Here is an 18,361-nt window from a genome sequence, read left to right as displayed (position 1 = left end):
AGCCCCGATGATTGTCCTGACCCGCCGTATCACCGACCCCGGCCAGCTGGGCGAAACCGGCACCGTTACCCTGGACGTGGACAGCCGCATCAAGAGCCGCCTGCGGGTGACCCTGGATGATGGTCGCGAGGCCGGGCTGATGCTCGAGCGCGGCCACCTGCTGCGCGGGGGCGAACTGCTGGCCGATGCCGAGGGCACCCAGCTGATCCGCGTGCTGGCGGCGCCCGAGGCGGTGTCCACGGTGCGCTGCGCCGACCCGCACCTGCTGGCCCGCGCGGCCTATCACCTGGGCAACCGCCATGTGCCGCTGCAGATCGAACCCGGCCTGTTGCGCTTCCAGCACGACCACGTGCTGGACGACATGTTGCGCGGCCTGGGCCTGACAGTAGAGGCCGAACAGGCGCCGTTCGAGCCTGAAGCGGGCGCCTACCAGAGCGCGCCGCACAGCCACAGCCACAGCCACAGCCACAGCCACAGCCATGCCCACAGCCACGATCACCCGTTCGTGCGCCTGCCTGCCCATTCCTGAACTGCCTGGAGCAACCGATGAAAAAGACTTTCGCCCTGTTTCTGCTGATGCTGGCTCTGCCTGCCTTCGCCCACCCCGGGCACGACGCCAACCCGCTGCAGGACGGCCTGCTGCACCCGCTGACCGGTCTTGACCACCTGCTGATGCTGCTGGGCACCGGTGTACTCGCCGCGTTGACCCGGCGCAGCCTGACGCTACCCCTGGCAACCTTGGTGGCGATGTTCGGCGGCGCGGTGTGCGGCCACCTGTTCGGCGATGTGCTGGGCATGGAAACCCTGATCGCCGTGTCGCTGCTGGTGGCTGCCGGTGCCGTGCTGCTGCCCAGCCGCCAACTGCTGCTGGCCATGGCCATGCCGGTGTTCGCCCTGTTCCATGGCTGGGCCCATGGCGTGGAAGCCACGCCAAGCGCGTTCTGGCAGTTCAGCGCCGGCTTCGTCACGGTCAGCGGCCTGTTGCTGGCGGCCGGCTTTGCGGTCGGTTGCCTGTTGCGCAGGCATAGCGGCCTGCAGAAGGCCTTTGGTGGTGGCCTGCTGGCCGGCGCCGCGCTGGTACTGGCCGGTTGATGGACAGTGACCTGGCGTTGTTGCGCCTGCTGCAGCTGGCCAGCCCTGGCTTGCCGGTGGGTGGCTTCACCTACTCGCAAGGCCTGGAGTGGGCGGTCGAGGCGGGCTGGGTACGGGGCGTGGATGGTTTCGCTGCCTGGCAGCGCGAGCAGATCGACGACACCCTGGCCTGCCTCGACTGGCCGGTGCTGGCGCGCTTGTACCACGCCTGCCAGGCCGAGGACGCCGAAGCCTTCGGCCACTGGAGCCGCTTTCTGCTGGCCAACCGCGAAACCGCCGAGCTGCGCCTGGAAGAACAGCAGCGCGGCGCGGCGCTGGCACGGCTGCTGGACGGCTGGCAACTGGGCCAGGCACCGGCCTGGCGGGCCAGCCTCGAACTCACCCAGCTGGGCGGTATGGCCTGGCTGGCTGCGCACTGGGCGATCCCACTGCGCCAGTTGGCCCTGGGCCATGGCTTTGCCTGGCTGGAAGGCGCGGTAATGGCCGGGGTCAAGCTGGTGCCGTTCGGCCAGCAGGCTGCCCAGACCTTGCTGCGCGACCTGGGGGCAGGGCTGCCCGCGGCCCTCGACCAGGCACTGGGCCTGGGTGATGACCAGCTTGGCGGCGGCCTGCCGTTGCTGGCCATTGCCTCATCGCGACACGAAACCCAATACACCCGATTGTTCCGTTCCTGAGGACTGCCTGCATGCAAAGCTATCAACAACCCCTGCGCGTCGGTGTCGGCGGCCCGGTCGGCTCCGGCAAGACGGCGCTGCTCGAAGCCTTGTGCAAGGCCATGCGCGATCACTACCAGATCGCAGTGGTCACCAACGACATCTACACCAAGGAGGACCAGCGCATCCTCACCGAAGCCGGGGCCCTTGAGCCGGAGCGCATCGTCGGTGTGGAAACCGGCGGCTGCCCGCACACGGCGATACGTGAAGACGCCTCGATGAACCTGGCGGCGGTCGAAGCCCTGGCGCGCAAGTTTGGCAACCTCGAGGTGATCTTCGTCGAAAGCGGCGGTGACAACCTGAGTGCCACTTTCAGCCCGGAGCTGGCCGACCTGACCATCTACGTGATCGACGTGGCCGAAGGCGAGAAGATCCCGCGCAAGGGTGGGCCGGGGATTACCAAGTCGGATTTCCTGGTGATCAACAAGACCGACCTGGCGCCCTATGTGGGGGCTTCGCTGGAAGTGATGGAGCGCGATACCCAGCGCATGCGCCCGCAGCGGCCATGGACCTTCAGCAACCTGAAGAAGGGTGAGGGGCTGCAGGCGGTGATCGACTTCATTGTCGAGCGCGGGATGCTGGGCGTGCGCGGGTGATGTAACGGGCGCAGTCTGGATCATGGCGCAATTCCTGTGGGAGCGGGTTTACCCGCGAACACCGGCGCAGCCGGTGCCACCCACCGCGTTGGCTTCTTCGCGGCTAAAGCCGCTCCCACAGGTACAGCGTTGCTCTCGAGGTTGTCGCTATACCTGTGGGAGCGGCCTTGTGTCGCGAAAGGGCCGCAACGCGGCCCCAGGGTTGATTCACAACAGTTGAAATTGCTGGGGCTGCTTTGCAGCCCTTTCGCGACACAAGGCCGCTCCCACAGAGGTCGCGCCGCCTTTGGGAATTTGAGCAAGACAGTTGCTCCCACAGGGATATGTGTTGCCTCACGTTATTTGTGGCAGCAGTTGGGCTTGTCCGGCTGCCCTTCATAAAGGTCATGGTGCCGCACCCAGTCCATTGTCCCGGCCTCATTGCGCCCCAGTGGCGCAATGTCGAGGAAGTTGTAGGTGTTGACCAGGATGTCCAGCCCGCGGGCATAGGTCGAGTAGGTGTGGTACACGCTGCCATCCGGCTCGCGATAGAACGCACTCAGCCCGGGAAGCTCGCTTTCATCGCCCTCGTATGGCTCATAGTTGTACTGCCGCTGGCCCTCGCTGCCAACGCTGACGCCAAAGTCCTCGTTGAACCCGCTGCCATGTGACGAATACCAGGGGAACTGCCAGCCCATGCGCCCGCGGAAGGCCTGGAACTCGGCATACGGTGCCCGTGATACCGCCACCAGCGATACGTCGTGATGCGCCAGGTGCAGGTTGGCGCCGTCAAAGTGGTCGGCCAGGAACGAGCAGCCGTGGCAGCCTTCGCTCCAGCCCTCGGCGAACATGAAGTGGTAAACCAGCAACTGGCTGCGGCCCGCGAACAGGTCGGCCAGGCTCAGTTCGCCGTCCGGCCCCTGGAAGCGATAGTCGTGCTCCACCTTGACCCAGGGCAGGGCGCGACGGGCTGCGGACAGCGCGTCGCGGTGGTGGGTAAACGCTTTTTCGTGCAGCCACAGCTGCCGACGGGCCGCCAGCCACTGGCTGCGGGAAACCACCGGGTGCCTGCTTTCGCTCGTGCTCATGGTGCTGTCTCCACATTGGGGGATTCACACACTAGTCGAGCACGGGCGGGTCGAATCGACAGGCCGCGGCGGCCGGGCGATGAGTGGTACTGTTCAGCCCGAATGGGCGATATGCCCTTCGGTCAGTTCATCCGCTGCTTCGTCTTCCCCAGGCAGCGCGGTGATCACGCTGAAGTCGCTGACTTCCACCTGGCCACCGCCATAGCCCAGCAAATGGAAGGAAAACGCCTTGCGCGCGGTCGGGTTGTCGAAGCTGAACTCCATCTCCAGCGGCTCGTCGGCGGTGACTTTCACTTCGTCAGGCAAGCCCAGCGGTACGTCCTGCTCCAGCTGCTTGGCCTTGAGCTGGATATAGGCTGCTCGCTTGGGGTCCAGCGAACGTACCTTGACCCGTACGCGGGTATGCGAACCCTCTGGCATTTCCAGGTACTGGGCGCCGATCAGGTTGTCGGCCCAGTCATCTTTGATGCGCTTGCGCAGCCGGATCGGCGATGGGCCACCGAACTGGTAACGCAGGTTGAGTGGTGTCTGCAGCAGGGACTGGTCGAGCACCCCGGCGAGGGCACCGAGCTGCTGGCCGAGCAGGCTGTCGCCGGGGCCAAGGTAACGTGCCTGGTCGGCGATGAAGCCCTCGCTGGCGTAACGCCGGCAGCGCTGCTGGAAGTCGCATTCGGTGAACACACCCTGGCCGTCGTGATAACGCAGCATGCCGTTGGTGTAGGAGATCATCTCGCGACCGCTGTCGTAGTCGCGGTACAGCGAACGACCGCCGAGCGCCATGGGGATGGGCAGGGCAAAGTAGTCGAGCAGGGAGGTGGCCAGGTCGATATGGCCATAGGTACCGCGCTTGATCCGTGGCAACTGCGCCTGCTCCGGCGCCAGGGTGAGGTTGAAGCCCCAGGACGAGGCCAGGCGCACACCGTCGATGCCGTGGGATTCGTCGGAAGTCACCACCACCAGGGTGTCCTTGAGTACGCCCTGGCGTTCGAGGTTGTCGAGGAATGCACCGAGTGCGTCGTCCAGGTAGGCGACTGCCGCCTGTTTCGGCGTGTCGTAGCGCTCCAGGTACTCGGCCGGTGCCGAGTAGGGCTGGTGGGTGCCTACGGTGAGCAGGGTCAGCATCCATGGCTTGTCCTGCTTTTGCAGCCGGCCGACGTAATCCAGCGCACCCTCGAAGAAGGCTCGGTCATCCTTGCCCCAGGGGAAGTCCAGGTAGTTCTTGTTGCGAAACCACTCCTGGCCGTGCACCGCGTCAAAGCCGATGTGCGGCATGATGCGGTCCTTGGCCATGAAGCGCAGGCCGGCGCCCTGCAGGTAGTGGGTGGTGAAGCCGGCCTGGCGCAACTGCGCCGGCAGGCAGGCCTGGTTGCGTTCGTTCTGGGTCAGCAGTTCCATGCCCTTGGGCGTGCCGTTGGCCAGCTTGTCGTAGTCACCGCACAGCATTGCGTACAGGCCACGGATGGTCTGGTGGGTATGCAGCACATAGTCCGGGGTGTTCATGCCGCGCTCGGCCCACTGGCTGAGCTTGGGCATCAGCTCTTCGTCGAAGCGGCTGTGCAGGGCCTGGCGGTTGGGCCGCAGGTAGGCCCCGGGGATGCCTTCAACGGTGATGACCAGCAGGTTGCGGGCGTTGCCTGGCCCGGCGAGCAGGCGCTGGCCATGCAGGTCGGACTGGGTCAGGCCGGTGCTGGTCAGAGGGGTGAAGGTTTGTGTACGGCCCATCCAGCCTTCGACCTGGCGCTGCAGGTTGCCGGCCCCGGCCGACAGCAGCTGGTGGGTAAGGTTGTATTGCCGCCATTGGTCGGCGTCGGAAGGTACCAGTTGCTGGCTGCCCCAATGCGCGCCGAAAAGCAGCAGCGGAATGGTCCAGGCCGTGCGTGGCAGCGGCTGGCTGGGTTGGGTACGGCTGCGCCAGGCGCTGGCCAGCCAGGCCAGCAGGCCGGCGCCCATGGCCCAGGGCAGCCAGGCATGGGCCAGGCCGCCACCGGTCGAGTTTTCCATGAACTGCGGGTCGAGCAGGTACGTCAGGTCGGCGCTGGTGGGCAACCGGCCCACCGCGCTCACCAGTTCGGCCGAAGCCACCCAGAGGGCCGCCCAGGCCAGCAATACGGGGAACGCCAGCCACCACGGCCGACGGTGCAGCAGCAAGACCAGCAAGCTGCCGAGGGCGAGGTCGGACAGGTAACCGAGTGGGTTGGACCAACCCAGCATGGCGCGCGTACCCAGTGGGATCACCAGTACCAGGGTCGCCAGGGCGACAAGCCGGGTACGTGGGTAATCTGACAGGTTCTTCACAAAAACATCCCTTTTGCCATTAAATCGTCATGCAACTGTGCTTGATGATAACAGGCCGTGGCAGGGAAGGCGGTCCGGGACAAGGCTGGTAACCAAAAGCCGGGCCCGTTCGCGAGGGCCCGGCCGCTGGCAAGTATCAGAAGTAGTAGGGGAATTTCAGGCTGAAGGAAAAGTCCGGCGCGTCATCGGTCAGACCAATGGCCAGGTTGGGCACGATGGTCAGGTTGTCGGTGGCGGCGAAGGTCATGCCGATGTTGAAGTTGGCCGCGTTGTAGTCGCTGTTGGAGATCGACTGCCAGTCGCCGCCATCCGGTTTTATCTTGCTCTTGCGGGCGAACTGGTCGGACACCGAGAAAGACATGCTCATCTTCTCGTTCAGGGCAAAGGCGATACCGCCGCCGATCTGCCACGAGTCGCCCAGCTTCACATCGCCCGGCACCTTGCTGTTGACCTGTGGGCTGATGTCGCTGAACGAGTCTTCCATGTTGTAGGTGTAGGACAGGCTGCCGAACAGCACGGCGGGGTCGAAGGTCTTGACCAGCGAGATGCCCGGCGTGATCGACCAGACGCCGTTGCCGGTCGGCAGGCTTTCCGGTACCGACAGGTTGTCGTTGCCCTCTACCTGGCGCAGTTTGATGCCATAGGGGTCTTTGCCGGTCGGCGCCTTGATGCGCAAGGTAGCGACGGCGTCAGGCCAGGTCTCGTCTTCGTCGAGGAACTTGTAGGCGACACCGACGTTGACGTCGCCGATTTCCGGGTCGCGGGTTACGGTTTCGTCCGAGGTGCTTGCCCCGGCGCCGCCCGCACCGCCGGAAGAGTAGGTGGATTCGCGGTACACCACCGGGACGTTGATGTCGAACTGCCAGCGCTGGGCGAGGTTGTAGCGGGCAGTCATGTCCAGGGTCCAGTTATCTGCCTTCACCCGGTCAAGGTTGATACTGCCGAGGAAGATCGAGTCCAGTGCCAGGAAGCCGTTGAGCACCAGCGCCCGGGTATCGTAGTGGGTATAGGTGACACCGGTCTCGAAGCTGAACTTGCCGCCACCGAAGAAGCCGCTGGCCTCGTCGTACAGGTTGGACACGCTTTGCGCAGGCTCCGCGTCGTCGGTCAGTGCCTGGCCATAGGAGCTGCCGGTGGTGCCCGGTGCGCCCGAAGCCACCGTCTGTGCGCCCTTGACCCCTTCGGCCGGGGACCTGACCAGGCGTTTGGGTGGGGGGGCTGCCGGGGTTTCTTCTACCTGCCGCACGCGCTGCTCCAGCACCATCAGCGCTTGCTGCTGGGCTTCGTAGCGTTGTTTCAGTTCCATCAGTTCCTGCTTGAGAGCCTCGACCTGAGGGTCGGCTGCGGCGTAAAGCAATGTGGCCGGGGTCAAGGTGGTCAAACACACAAAAGCTTTGAGCGATAAAGATCGGTGCATGGAATTGCCGTCCCTGCCGACTACTTTTGATGAGACTGAGCGTAGATCAGTATCCAAATGTGCGAAGACCTTTGAGCTGATCGAGGCTACCGTTCAGCGAAGCGGCTGTCGGCACGCTTTCGCGCATCACCACATTGAGCGTGGTGACGTTATTGACCCGATTGCCATTGCCCAGCAGCGTCGAGTTCTGCATCAGGCCACCCTGCGCCAGGCGCTGCACGCTGCTGCCCTGGTTGTTACTGGCACTGATATTGAACTGCACCCCTACGCCGCTGGCGGACACACTCAGCGCCCCTGCGCCGTTTGCGCCTGTCAGTGTCTGGCCGTTGGCCAGTGCCTGGCCCTGTGGCTGCACGGTGGGCGCCTGGTCGGCCTTGGAAACATTGATGGCGACATTGTTGTAGGCGGTATTGTTGTCGCCAGCTGCGCGTACCACCTGGGTAACACCCTCTGTGGTGTTGAGGCCGGCACCGCCTGTAACGGTACCGGTGCCCGGTGCCGTGGCTCCAGCTGACGCTGTGCCAGTGCCGCTTTCGTCGATCAACGACACGTAGAATTGCGGTTTGATGGTCGACTGCTGAATCTGCATCGTGCTCGTCGCACCGATCACGTCCCCTTTGGCATTCTGCCAGGTGCTGGACATGACAATACCGAAACTCACGATCCGCCCCGGCATCACGTAGCGGCCACGCAAGGTCGCCAGCTCATGGTCCTTCAGCTCGATGGGCTTGAACGTTTCGGCCTGGGTAGGAAGGCTGACGGTCAGGCATGCGATTGCAAGCCAGAATGCATTCTTCATTGGGGTGCTCCCCGGAGCCTCGTGCTCCTTGTCGTTGCAAGCGTCGTTAGAAGAAGTCGCTTTTGATGAAGCCGAAGTCCAGCAGTTCTGCATCGCGTACCGGAGTGAAGTTGCTCACCCGGCCCTTGGCGGTCAGGGGCAGGGGCGGGTCGAGCAGCACATTGTTCTTGTCGTAGCCCTGGCCGATCACGGCGAAGATGATGCCGTTCCAGCCCTTGAGAAAGTCGTCGACCTTGTAGCGCTTGTGGCCCAGTACCGGGTCGCCGATATACACCCAGCCCTTGTCGACCTTCTGCATGACCACGAAGTGCTTGTAGCCGCGCACATCCATCAGCACCACGACCGGGATGCGCACGCTGTGCAGGGTCTCGGGCGCCACCCGGTAGCCGCGGGCTCGCATCCCCAGGCTTTCCACGTAGCGTTTCATGTCGAGCATCGAGAAGCCTTGCGTGCGCACCAGGTCCTGGTCGGCGTGGGCCAGCATGCCTTCGATGATCTGTTGCTCGTCCACGTCCAGCCAGTAGGCCTGGCGCAGGATGGTGGCCAGCGCGGCGGCGCCGCAGCTGAAGTCGGTCTTCTGTTGCACCAGGTCGGCGAACTTGCGCTCGCGTACGCTCTGGATGGGCTTGAACACCACGGCACCGCCCGGCAGCACGGACAGCGGCATTTGCGCCGCTTCGCTCACGCTGGCCAGGCACAGCAAAAACGCCAGGGCAATGATGCGCATGATCGGATGCCTTCCGGTTCTGTTGAAGAAAGGCCCCCCGAAGGGGGCCTCAAGCACAGCGATCAGAACGAGGTGTTGGAGATGGCCAGCGAGTTGCTCTGCTGGTTGCCCACACCGGCTGCCACGTTCACGCCCAGGTTGCCGCTGCCACCGTTCACCGAACCGCTAAGGGTTGCAGTGTTGGTAACAGGGTTGGCCCAGCCGGTCGGGGTCAGCACTTGGAAGGACACGGTATTGCTCAAGTCGTAGGCACTGCTTTCGCTGTAGCTCTTCGACACGTCGTTCGACGATTGAGACGATTTCTCGCCAGACTTTTCAAACGCCGATTCCGATGCATTGGCATAGGACGACTCGTGAGCCTTCTCATACGAGGAGTCGCGAGACTTCTCGTAGCTCGATTGGCGGGCCTTGTCGTACGACGAGTCGAACGCCTTCTCGAACGACGCGTCGTGCGAGCTTTCCCGCGAACGGTCGACATCTACATTGAGCGAGGCATTGAGCGAGGCATCGAAGCTATCGGTGCGGGTGCGCTCGCGACGGCCGTCATCGGTGGTCACGGTACGGGTCGCATCGGCAGCAGCGGCCAGGGTGGCGTTCAGGCTGGAACTGCTGGACGAACTGGCGTTGCTGGCCATGGAACCACTGGCATTCCAGCTATTGGAGCCGCTGGCAGTGGAGCTGCGCGAACCACTGGCGTTCATGCTGCTCGAACCGCTGGAGTTCCAGCCACTGGCCCCACTGGAGCTGGCGCTTTGCGAGCCGGCCACGCTGAAGCTCGAGGACGAGCTGCGGTCGTCGGTCGAGTTGAACGTGCCCTCACGCGAGCTGGAGCCGCTCTTGGTGGTGGTGATGGTCAGCGTATCCACCCGGTAGGTGCGGTCGGCGCCGTTGTTCACCGTCAGGCCTGGGCCGTTCTGGTCGGCAGAGGCGGTGGCAGTGGCATTGCCCAGTGGGGCACCGGTGTTGGCGATGGCCATGGTGTTTTTCTGCTGGTTCAGGTCGCCGCCAGCGATGTTGACGCCGACGTTACCCTCTGCACCATCGGCCGAGCCAGTCATGACCGCCGAGTTCTGGGTGGACCAGTTGTCGACACGGTTGTTGTTGCTGAACTGGCGAACGTCAGCGGTGGCTTCGGCGGAGCCGAACACGAAGCTGTTGTCCAGGCTGGATTCGGACGATGCGTTGGCAATGGCCGCAGCGTTGTCCTGTTGGTTGCCGTTACCGGCCGCCACGTTGACACCTACGTTGCCGCTGGCACCCGAAGCCGAGCTGCTCATCTCGGCTTCGTTGATGGTGCCTTGGTTGGTGATGGTATTGCCCGTACTGCTCTGGCTGTCAATGGCATTGGCAGTGGCATACACAGGGATCCTGGTGGGAGGAGGCGTGTGCTGCCCGTTGTTATGGTGACCGTTGTGGTGCCCGCCACGCCGGTCGTTCTGATCAGCTTGTACAGCAACAGCCATGACCGCAGCAATTGCGAAAACCAGAGGCTTGATTGCCATCGAGGGTTTCATGGTGATTCTCCGTACGTTTAGGTTAAGTGTCGTTCTTGACTGGTAGGGTCAATCCGCGACCCGGATGCTCAGGGTGTTGGCCATGCGGTTTCCCACCCCGGCACTCTGGTTCAACTGAATCACTCCACGGCTACCGGTGAAGGCCTGGTCACTGGTGGTGACCTGGCGATGGCCAGTTGAAGTGTCAATCGGACCGGAGTTGTTGAGCAGCGCCACGTTCTGCTGCATGAGGACGCTGTCGTCGATGCTTTGCGGCTGGGCACCGATACTGATGCTCAGTGCGTTCGCTTGCTGGGTGTTGGCGCCGGCGCTCTGGTTGATCCCGAGGGCGCCGCTACCGTTGCTGAAGGCGTCGCCCTGTATGGTCGAGCGTGCGTTCATTGCGGGGTCTGCAGGGGTGTTCAGGCGCTGGCGGATCTGCGTGGTGGCGCTGGCCTCGGGCCCAACGGCGAAGGCGCGCGCGTTGGCCTGTTGCTGTTGGTCACCGGCCGCTTGATTGACCGACAGGTTGCCCTGGTAACGGCTGCCCGAATTGTCGATATCGGCGTTGTTGATCACGGGAACCGGGGATTGCGCGAAGGTCGATGTACTGCACAGCGTGATCAGGATCAGCAGCGTGTGCTTCATCTCACTTGCCTCCGGTCAGGATCTGCAGCGGCGCCAGGCCGCGCTGCACGCTCGAATTGACCATGTTCGAGATGCCATTGCCCGAGCCCGTGCCTCGGCCACCGGCCAGGTTGGGCAATTGGGTCTGGTTGTTTAGGTTGCCGCCCAGGTTGTTGGTCTGCTGGGTAATCAAGGTGCTGATACCCGCACCGCTGGTGATGTCGGCGAAGTCGCCATCACTCAGTTCGTTGGTTTGCTTGAGGATGTGCGCGGAAGGGTTGGCATTGACGGTGGTGGGGTTGGGGTCGGGTCGTAACGGCGGGACAACGGCGTTGCGTGTCTGCACGTCACGGGTTATCACGATAATGCCGTTGTCGGCCTGGGCCGTCAGGCTCAACGAGCCCAGCACAGAGCCCATCAGCAACAGGTAATAGAGGCGTTTGTCAGTTTTCCTCACGACGGCAACTCCTTCAATGAGCGCTGGCCCGGTTCAGCGATGCGAACCAGGCAGCAGAAGGTGTGCCGCTTTTGAGAAGCGTTTTCAGATCAAAAGCTTAAGGTGTGTACCATGACAAGCTGCGGCGTATTCTGTCTCAGGGTTGAAACAGGCAGCGGCGATCGGTGCAGGCAAAGCCAGTGTTGGCCTTGATTGGAAGGGTTTTTGCAGGACTGTTTCAGCGCCTTGACACTACCTTTGACGCCCCGCAAAAACCCATGTTTTCAGGGGCTTCGCCCCACAGGGGTGTGTCGGTGGATTAACACTCGGTAGGGCAGGATGGCGCATCGCTACCAATGAGCTTAGCCACTGTTTGTAGTGCCAGCAACTGGCGTTGTGGCCAATTGCCCTCAATTATTTTGTACGCCTGGTCATGCCGTTGCAGCCAGTGCAGGCTGTCGTCGAAAAAGCGCTGGCGGTCGCGCAGTTCGGGCTGGCTGCGCTGGCCATCGGCAACCCAATCCACGCCTTGCGGGCTCAGCAGCAGGTGCAGGTGGTAATGCCGTGCCAGCAGCGCCTGCTCCAGCCAGGCCGGGCAGTCGCCGAACAGGGCGTGGCTCCAGAGCATGTTACTGAGCAGATGGGTGTCGAGAATCAGCAGCGGTGGTGCCTGCTCGCGGGCGTGGTCTTCCCAGGCCAGCTGGCCGCGGGCGATGGCAGGGATGTCGGCATAGCAGGTGTCGCGGCATTCCTGGTCGATGAAGTGGCGCACGTATTCGGCCACCACCACGCCGCCGAAATGCGCCTGGATCACCCCGCTGAGCCAGCTCTTGCCGCTGGATTCCGGGCCGCACAGCACCAGTACTTTCATGGATTGTGCCGCGCTCATGGCTGCACCAACGCCGGGTCACGGCGCCATTCCAGCCAGCCGCGCACGGCGATCAGGGTGAGCACGGCGAAGAAGCCTGCGGTGAAGTACAGCTGCTGGTGCAGGTACTGGCCCACGTAGATGATGTCTACCACCACCCACAGCGGCCAGCACTGCAGGCGCTTCTGCGCCATCCACAGTTGTGCCACCAGGCTGAAGCCGGTCAGGGTAGCGTCCAGCCAGGGCAGGGCGGCGTCGGTCCAGGTGGCCATCGCCGCGCCCAGGGCGGCGCTCAGCAGCACCCCGCCGGCCAGGCCGGCGAGCAATGCCGGGCGCTGCAGGCGGGTGACCTGGCGGGCGTCTTCAGCATGGCCCGGGCGCTTCCATTGCCACCAGCCGTAGACCTGCAGGATGGCATAGGCCACTTGCAGCAGCATGCCCGAGTACAGCTTCACCTCGTAGAACAGCCAGCCATAGATCAGCACCATGACCAGGCCGATCGGCCAGCACCAGGCGTTCTGCTTGACCGTGAGCCAGACAGCGGTGACGCCGAGGACGGCGGCGATGAGTTCAAGGCCGGACATCGGCGATCCTTGGAGACTGCGGGGGAGGGGCGCGATTGTAGCGGGTCGGCCGGCGAAGGTGTAGGGCGTTGGGGCTTTTGAGGCCACTCCCACAGGACTGCACATAGCTTTGAGTCAGCAGGGATTCTGTGGGAGCGGCTTTAGCCGCGAACACCGGCGCAGCCGGTGCCAAGCACCGCGCTGGATTCTTCGCGGCTAAAGCCGCTCCCACAGGGTACGCGGATTGCTTGCAATTTCAGTTATCTAGGCGACAGCGCAGCCCAAAGGGCTCGGCCATCTCCCACAGGGGCTGGTCTTACACCCGGAACTGCCGCAACAACTGCTCCAGCTCTTCGCTCAGCTGCCCCAGCGCCATCCCGGCATCGCTGGACTGCCGTGCCGCATCGGCGGTCTGCTGGGACAACCCGGCAGTATCCAGCACGTTGCGGTTGATCTCTTCGACCACGTGCGACTGTTGCAAGGTGGCGCTGGCAATGGAGGCATTCAACGCCGTGAGGTTGTTCAGCGACTGGTTGATGGCATCCAGGCTGGCACCGGCCTCGCGGGCCTGCTCGACGGTCTGGCGCGAGGCCTCGCTGCTGGTGTCGATGGCCTTGACCGCAGCGTCCGACTGGCTTTGCAGGTGCTCGATCATGGTATGGATCTCGGCCGTCGACTGCGCCGTGCGCTGGGCCAGCAGGCGCACCTCGTCGGCGACCACGGCAAAGCCACGGCCTTGCTCGCCGGCCCGCGCCGCCTCGATGGCTGCGTTCAGCGCCAGCAGGTTGGTCTGTTCGGCGATGGAGCGGATCACGTCCAGCACCCCACCGATGCGCGTACTGTGCCCGGCCAGGTCGCGGATCACCTGCACGGCCTGGTCGATGGTCAGCGACAGCCGGTCGATCTGCGCCAGGCTGCCGTGAATGGCCTCCTGGCCGTGTGCCACCTGCTGTTGCGCGGTGCGCATTTCGCCAGCGGCCTGTTCGGCGGTCTTGGCCACGTCCTGCACGGCGTAGGTCACTTCGTTGACCGCAGTGGCCACCTGGTCCATCTGCAGCGATTGCTGGGCGCTGTGCTGTTGCGCGGCACCGGCATTGTCGCCGACATGCCCGGCGGACCGGGCCAGGGCATGGGCCGCCCCTTGCAACTGGCCGACCACGCCTTGCAGCTTGCCGTTGAAGCGGTTGAAGTGTTCGCCCAGGTGGGTGATTTCGTCACGGCCGTGAGTGTCCAGGCGCCGGGTCAGGTCGCTTTCGCCGCTGGCGATGTTGCCCATGGCCTGCACCGCTTCCTGCAGCGGGCGGGCGATGCTGCGGGCAATCAGCATGACCACCAGCGCCATCAGCAGGGCAATGGCCACGCCTACCAGCGAGGCGTCACGCAACTGGCGAGCGAATTCGGCCTGTACATCGTCGACATACACGCCTGAGCCGATGATCCAGCCCCAGGGCTTGAACAGCTGGATGTAGGACGTCTTGGCCACCGGCTCGCTGGCACCGGGCTTGGGCCAACGGTAGTTGACCGGCCCGGCGTCCTGCTGCCGGGCCAGGGCGACCATCTCGTTGAACACGGCAAAGCCGTCGGGGTCGCGGATGGCCGACAGGTCCTGGCCGTCGAGCTTGGGGTTGGCCGGATGCATGATCATCTTCGGCCCCAGGTCGTTGATCCAGAAGTAGTCGTTCTGGTCGTAGCGTAGCGCGCGTACCACTTGCAGCGCCTGTTGCTGGGCCGCTTCGCGGCTGAGTGTGCCGGCTGCTTCCAGGCCTTGGTAATAGGCCAACACACCAGCTGCGGTCTGTACCACGTGGCGGGTCTTTTCCGCTTTGGCCTGGTACAGGTCACCGTGGATCTGGCGCAGCATCAGCAGGCCCAATACCACCAGCATGGCCACCGCCACCAAAAGGATCAGCCACAGACGGCGGCTGATAGACATCGATCTCAGGGTTTTCATACCACAGCTCCCGCATTGTTCTTTTTATTCAGGCGCATCCAAGCATGCTTTGCGCCACGCCCCCACTCGACTAATGGCTAAGTGCTATCCATCCAATAGTCTGCAGCAGTTTGTACAAGGCGATTGCAAAGGCGCTCTGCCAGGATTTCGGCCGCGCAAGATGAAACCTTTAGGCGGCGTGAACTTTTCTACTGGCATTGCGCCCAACAGTCGCTGTAAAACAGCCGGGCCGCGTGCGGCAACTTCAAGCAAATCAAGAACAAGGGGCCTGCACGAGCAGCGCTCCATCGGGGGAACGATGGATTTTTGGACTGCCTTCCAGGCAATCATCTTAGGCGTGGTCGAAGGGCTGACGGAGTTTCTGCCGATCTCCAGTACCGGCCACCAGATCATCGTCGCCGACCTGATCGGGTTTGGTGGCGAACGGGCCATGGCTTTCAACATCATCATTCAGCTGGCGGCGATCCTGGCGGTGGTGTGGGAGTTTCGCGGCAAGATCTTCGATGTGGTCTTCGGCCTGACCAGCCAGCCCACGGCGCGGCGTTTCACCGGTAACCTGTTGCTGGCGTTCCTGCCGGCAGTGGTGCTGGGCGTGCTGTTCGCCGACCTGATTCACGAATACCTGTTCAACCCGATCACCGTGGCGGCTGCGCTGGTGGTGGGCGGGGTGATCATGCTCTGGGCCGAGCGCCGCGAGCACCGTGTGGAGGTGGACCACGTGGACGACATGCGCTGGAGCCACGCGCTGAAGATCGGCTTCATCCAGTGCCTGGCGATGATCCCGGGCACTTCGCGCTCCGGCTCGACCATTATCGGTGGCCTGCTGTTCGGCCTGTCGCGCAAGGCAGCGACCGAGTTCTCGTTCTTCCTGGCGATGCCGACCATGGTCGGTGCGGCGGTGTATTCGGGCTACAAGTACCGCGACCTGTTCCAGCCCGGCGACCTGCCGGTATTTGCCATCGGCTTCGTGACCTCGTTCATCTTTGCCATGATTGCCGTGCGTGGCTTGCTCAAGTTCATTGCCAACCACAGCTACGCGGTGTTCGCCTGGTACCGCATTGCCTTTGGCCTGCTGATCCTGGCGACCTGGCAGTTCGGCTGGGTCGACTGGGCGACGGCACATGGCTGAGGCAGCGCGGGGGCAAAGGGGGGAGGGCGTACGTAATGTGCGCTTGAAGCTGCTGCTGTTGGGCCTGCTGTGCCTGCTGCCGGGCCTGGGCGCGGCGCGCATGGCCTGGGTCGACCAGGCCTGGTGGCCGCTGGCGCTGTACCCGGCAATGAGCCTGATCAGCCTGTTGCTGTATTGGCAGGACAAACAGCAGGCGCGTACCCAGGCCTGGCGTACGCCCGAGAAGGTGCTGCATGCCAGTGAGCTGCTGGGCGGCTGGCCGGGGGCACTGCTGGCGCAGCAGCTGTATCGGCACAAGACGCGCAAGGTGTCGTATCAGCTGGTGTTCTGGGGGATTGTGCTGGTGCACCAGTTGTTCTGGGCGGACTGGCTGTTTCTTGGTGGGCGGTATCTGCCTTTCAGTTGATGTTTGACTGTGCTGGCCCTTTCGCGGGTAAACCCGCTCCCACAGGTACAGCACAAGTCTTGAGGCCAGTGGAGAACCCTGTGGGAGCGGGTTTACCCGCGAAAGGGCCAGCACAGGGAATTCACAACACCAGCCCCACCTGCAATCGCTTAGGCAACCGCCGCACCACCAGCTGGTGCGAGCGCTGCAACAGATCACACAGCTCCTCACGCCCCATGGGGTAGGGCGATGCCATGCTGATCCACCGCGCCCGCGCCAGGTACGGCGCAGGCCGCACCCCCGGGCGATCGCAATAGCCGAGAAACAGTTCGTCGGCCACCTTGAACGACAGCCCCGCACCCGCCAGGTCGAGCACCGCGAACATCTTGTTGCCCGCCACCGAGAACACCCGGATGCCGCCCCATTTGTAGTCTTCCCGCGCACCCGGCAGGCTCAGGCAGAACGCTGCCACCTGGGCTTCGCTCATGTTCCGCTCAGACATACTTTTCTCCACAGGCCTCGAACGACGCCGCCAGGTGGTCGATCCATACCCGTACCGCAGGCAGCAAGCCGCGCCGGTGCGGGTACACCGCCTGCAGGTAGCCACCCGGCAGCGACCAGTCCGGCAGCAGGCGCACCAGTTCGCCGCGCGCCAGTTCTTCTTCACAGAACATGCTGGGCAGCGCGGTAAACCCGAGGCCTGCCCGTACAGCAGCATTACGTACTACGAAATCATCGATGGCGAGGCGCGGTTCCAGGGCGATTTCCTGCTGTTTGCCATGGGGGCCGAACAGGCGGAAGTGTACCAGCCGGTCCGCCTCGGCAGCGCCCAGCACCGGCAATGATGCCAGTTGGCCCGGTTCGCGGATGTGGTCGGCGAAACCGGGCGCTGCAACCAGCTGCATCTGCGCCTGGCGCAGGCGGCGGGTGACCAGGGCCGGGTCTTCATCGCCCAGGTCGCGTACCCGCAGCGCCACGTCGATACCTTCGGAAATCAGGTCGACCCGGCGGTTGAGCAGCACCATGTCCAGCTGCACCAGCGGGTACTGCGCGAGAAAGCGGCTGATCACATCCGGCAGAAAGGCGTGGGCCAATGCCACCGGGCAGGACACCCGCAAGCGCCCGCGCGGTTCGCTGCTCATGCTGGCCACGGCCTCGTCGGCGGCTTCGGCTTCCAGCAGCATGGCCTGGCAGTGGTGCAGGTAGCGCTCGCCCACCGCGGTGAGCTTCAGTTGCCTTGTAGTGCGTTGCAGCAGGCGCGTGCCCAGGCGTTCTTCAAGCTCGGCGATACGCCGCGACAGGCGCGACTTGGGGATGCCCAGCTGGCGGCCGGCTGCGGCGAAACCGCCGGCTTCGACCACGCGGGCGAAGTAGAAGAGGTCGTTGAGGTCTTGCATGGGAATGTCTCACTGTTCCACCTATAGGACAAACTAACGCATTTTTGCTGCCTTATCAGCTATTGTTGATGTCGGTAGGATTCTCCCCATCGTGATCGCCCAACGTCGCGGTCTTCATTCACAGGAGAGTCCCATGAAACTGTTGCATATCGATTCGAGCATCCTGGGCGACAATTCCGCCTCCCGCCAACTGAGCCGCGAAGTGGTCGAAGCCTGGAAAGCCGCCGACCCGAGCGTGGAAGTGGTGTACCGCGACCTGGCCGCTGACGCCATCGCCCACTTCTCCGCGGCTACCTTGGTAGCGGCTGGCACCCCGGAAGACATGCGCGACGCAGCCCAGGCCTTCGAAGCCAAGCTGAGCGCGGAAACCCTGGAAGAGTTCCTGGCTGCCGATGCCGTGGTGATTGGTGCGCCGATGTACAACTTCACCGTGCCGACCCAGCTCAAGGCCTGGATCGACCGCGTTGCCGTCGCTGGCAAGACGTTCCGCTACACCGAAGCCGGCCCGGAAGGCCTGTGCGGCAACAAGAAGGTAGTGCTGGTGTCCACCGCCGGTGGCCTGCACGCTGGCCAGCCGACTGGCGCCGGGCATGAGGACTTCCTCAAGGTATTCCTGGGCTTCATCGGTGTCACCGACCTGGAAATCGTCCGCGCCCATGGCCTGGCCTATGGCCCTGAGCACCGCAGCCAGGCGATCGATGCTGCCCAGGCGCAGATTGCCAACGAGCTGTTTGCTTCTGCCTGATCCTGCTGTCTTGCGCAAGCGTCAAAGGCTTGCGCGAACTCTGTGGGAGCGGCCTTGTGTC

Annotated in this window: 20 protein-coding genes and 1 pseudogene; 7 read left to right on the top strand and 14 right to left on the bottom strand. The window is 63.7% G+C overall.

Going from position 1 to position 18,361, the window contains the following annotated elements; translation table 11 throughout:
* The first annotated feature begins 7 nt into the window (after positions 1 to 7).
* From ureE to ureG, 4 genes are read left to right on the top strand one after another with little or no spacing between them, the layout of a single operon-like run.
* On the top strand, positions 8 to 529 hold the full coding sequence (gene ureE, locus RYH74_RS16630; RefSeq protein ID WP_317409772.1) for an urease accessory protein UreE: 522 nt from the start codon (positions 8 to 10) through the stop codon (positions 527 to 529).
* A gap of 17 nt (positions 530 to 546) precedes the next feature.
* Complete coding sequence (locus tag RYH74_RS16625; protein WP_317409771.1) at positions 547 to 1,092, top strand: HupE/UreJ family protein; 546 nt, start codon at positions 547 to 549, stop codon at positions 1,090 to 1,092.
* Positions 1,092 to 1,766, top strand: coding sequence for an urease accessory protein UreF (locus RYH74_RS16620; RefSeq protein ID WP_075045400.1), 675 nt, complete (start codon positions 1,092 to 1,094; stop codon positions 1,764 to 1,766). Before RYH74_RS16625 ends, RYH74_RS16620 begins: the two co-directional genes overlap by 1 nt.
* 11 nt (positions 1,767 to 1,777) lie before the next feature.
* Positions 1,778 to 2,401 (top strand): urease accessory protein UreG, encoded by a 624-nt coding sequence (ureG, locus tag RYH74_RS16615; protein ID WP_010953755.1) that lies wholly within the window; start codon positions 1,778 to 1,780, stop codon positions 2,399 to 2,401.
* Positions 2,402 to 2,739: 338 nt separating this feature from the next.
* Here ureG and RYH74_RS16610 read toward each other — a convergent pair whose 3' ends face one another.
* The 12 genes and pseudogenes from RYH74_RS16610 to mcpP all read right to left on the bottom strand — a co-directional run.
* The gene (locus tag RYH74_RS16610; protein ID WP_317409770.1) at positions 2,740 to 3,468 is read right to left on the bottom strand and encodes a thioredoxin family protein; all 729 of its coding nucleotides are present in this window, start codon (positions 3,466 to 3,468) and stop codon (positions 2,740 to 2,742) included.
* Positions 3,469 to 3,561: 93 nt separating this feature from the next.
* On the bottom strand, positions 3,562 to 5,763 hold the full coding sequence (locus tag RYH74_RS16605) for an LTA synthase family protein (protein WP_286919077.1): 2,202 nt from the start codon (positions 5,761 to 5,763) through the stop codon (positions 3,562 to 3,564).
* A 136-nt stretch (positions 5,764 to 5,899) separates the two neighbouring features.
* Entirely contained in the window at positions 5,900 to 7,180 is a 1,281-nt protein-coding gene (locus RYH74_RS16600) for a hypothetical protein (RefSeq protein ID WP_286919078.1), read from the bottom strand.
* Positions 7,181 to 7,226: 46 nt separating this feature from the next.
* Positions 7,227 to 7,979 (bottom strand): hypothetical protein, encoded by a 753-nt coding sequence (locus tag RYH74_RS16595; protein ID WP_085591262.1) that lies wholly within the window; start codon positions 7,977 to 7,979, stop codon positions 7,227 to 7,229.
* Between the two features lie 46 nt (positions 7,980 to 8,025).
* Positions 8,026 to 8,706 (bottom strand): C39 family peptidase, encoded by a 681-nt coding sequence (locus tag RYH74_RS16590; RefSeq protein WP_075045395.1) that lies wholly within the window; start codon positions 8,704 to 8,706, stop codon positions 8,026 to 8,028.
* A 62-nt stretch (positions 8,707 to 8,768) separates the two neighbouring features.
* Positions 8,769 to 10,220 carry a heme utilization protein gene (locus RYH74_RS16585; RefSeq protein WP_317409769.1) on the bottom strand — a complete coding sequence of 484 codons (1,452 nt, stop codon included), beginning with the start codon at positions 10,218 to 10,220 and terminating at the stop codon, positions 8,769 to 8,771.
* Positions 10,221 to 10,268: 48 nt separating this feature from the next.
* Positions 10,269 to 10,847: an adhesin gene (locus RYH74_RS16580; protein ID WP_075045393.1), complete on the bottom strand. Its 579-nt coding sequence runs from the start codon at positions 10,845 to 10,847 to the stop codon at positions 10,269 to 10,271.
* A 1-nt stretch (position 10,848) separates the two neighbouring features.
* On the bottom strand, positions 10,849 to 11,283 hold the full coding sequence (locus RYH74_RS16575) for a hypothetical protein (RefSeq protein WP_286099988.1): 435 nt from the start codon (positions 11,281 to 11,283) through the stop codon (positions 10,849 to 10,851).
* A gap of 298 nt (positions 11,284 to 11,581) precedes the next feature.
* On the bottom strand, positions 11,582 to 12,151 hold the full coding sequence (locus tag RYH74_RS16570) for an AAA family ATPase (RefSeq protein ID WP_075045391.1): 570 nt from the start codon (positions 12,149 to 12,151) through the stop codon (positions 11,582 to 11,584).
* The gene (pnuC, locus tag RYH74_RS16565) at positions 12,148 to 12,714 is read right to left on the bottom strand and encodes a nicotinamide riboside transporter PnuC (protein WP_025339412.1); all 567 of its coding nucleotides are present in this window, start codon (positions 12,712 to 12,714) and stop codon (positions 12,148 to 12,150) included. The genes RYH74_RS16570 and pnuC overlap by 4 nt, the downstream gene beginning before the upstream one ends.
* A 295-nt stretch (positions 12,715 to 13,009) precedes the next feature.
* Positions 13,010 to 13,744, bottom strand: a complete 735-nt coding sequence (locus RYH74_RS26535) for a methyl-accepting chemotaxis protein (RefSeq protein ID WP_410902999.1) — start codon at positions 13,742 to 13,744, stop codon at positions 13,010 to 13,012.
* Positions 13,745 to 13,882: 138 nt separating this feature from the next.
* Positions 13,883 to 14,554: pseudogene (mcpP, locus tag RYH74_RS26530) on the bottom strand (methyl-accepting chemotaxis protein McpP); the annotation flags it as partial.
* A gap of 388 nt (positions 14,555 to 14,942) precedes the next feature.
* On the opposite strand from mcpP, the gene RYH74_RS16555 reads away from it, so the two are divergent.
* Both RYH74_RS16555 and RYH74_RS16550 read left to right on the top strand, forming a co-directional pair.
* The gene (locus RYH74_RS16555; protein WP_025339410.1) at positions 14,943 to 15,773 is read left to right on the top strand and encodes an undecaprenyl-diphosphate phosphatase; all 831 of its coding nucleotides are present in this window, start codon (positions 14,943 to 14,945) and stop codon (positions 15,771 to 15,773) included.
* Positions 15,766 to 16,179 carry a DUF1294 domain-containing protein gene (locus RYH74_RS16550; protein ID WP_317409768.1) on the top strand — a complete coding sequence of 138 codons (414 nt, stop codon included), beginning with the start codon at positions 15,766 to 15,768 and terminating at the stop codon, positions 16,177 to 16,179. The genes RYH74_RS16555 and RYH74_RS16550 overlap by 8 nt, the downstream gene beginning before the upstream one ends.
* 121 nt (positions 16,180 to 16,300) lie before the next feature.
* Here the strand turns inward: RYH74_RS16550 and RYH74_RS16545 are convergent, their stop codons facing one another.
* A complete protein-coding gene (locus tag RYH74_RS16545) occupies positions 16,301 to 16,660 on the bottom strand; it encodes an MmcQ/YjbR family DNA-binding protein (protein WP_084785196.1) in 360 nt (119 codons plus the stop codon).
* Positions 16,653 to 17,555 (bottom strand): LysR substrate-binding domain-containing protein, encoded by a 903-nt coding sequence (locus tag RYH74_RS16540; RefSeq protein ID WP_013972466.1) that lies wholly within the window; start codon positions 17,553 to 17,555, stop codon positions 16,653 to 16,655. Before RYH74_RS16540 ends, RYH74_RS16545 begins: the two co-directional genes overlap by 8 nt.
* 133 nt (positions 17,556 to 17,688) lie before the next feature.
* Between RYH74_RS16540 and RYH74_RS16535 the strand changes: the two genes are divergently transcribed.
* Positions 17,689 to 18,300, top strand: coding sequence for an FMN-dependent NADH-azoreductase (locus RYH74_RS16535; protein WP_075045389.1), 612 nt, complete (start codon positions 17,689 to 17,691; stop codon positions 18,298 to 18,300).
* Positions 18,301 to 18,361 lie beyond the last annotated feature (61 nt).

The sequence above is a fragment of the Pseudomonas sp. LSJ-87 genome, assembly GCF_032971465.1.
Lineage (GTDB): Bacteria > Pseudomonadota > Gammaproteobacteria > Pseudomonadales > Pseudomonadaceae > Aquipseudomonas > Aquipseudomonas putida_Z.
This window is presented reverse-complemented; position numbering and strand designations above follow the sequence as displayed.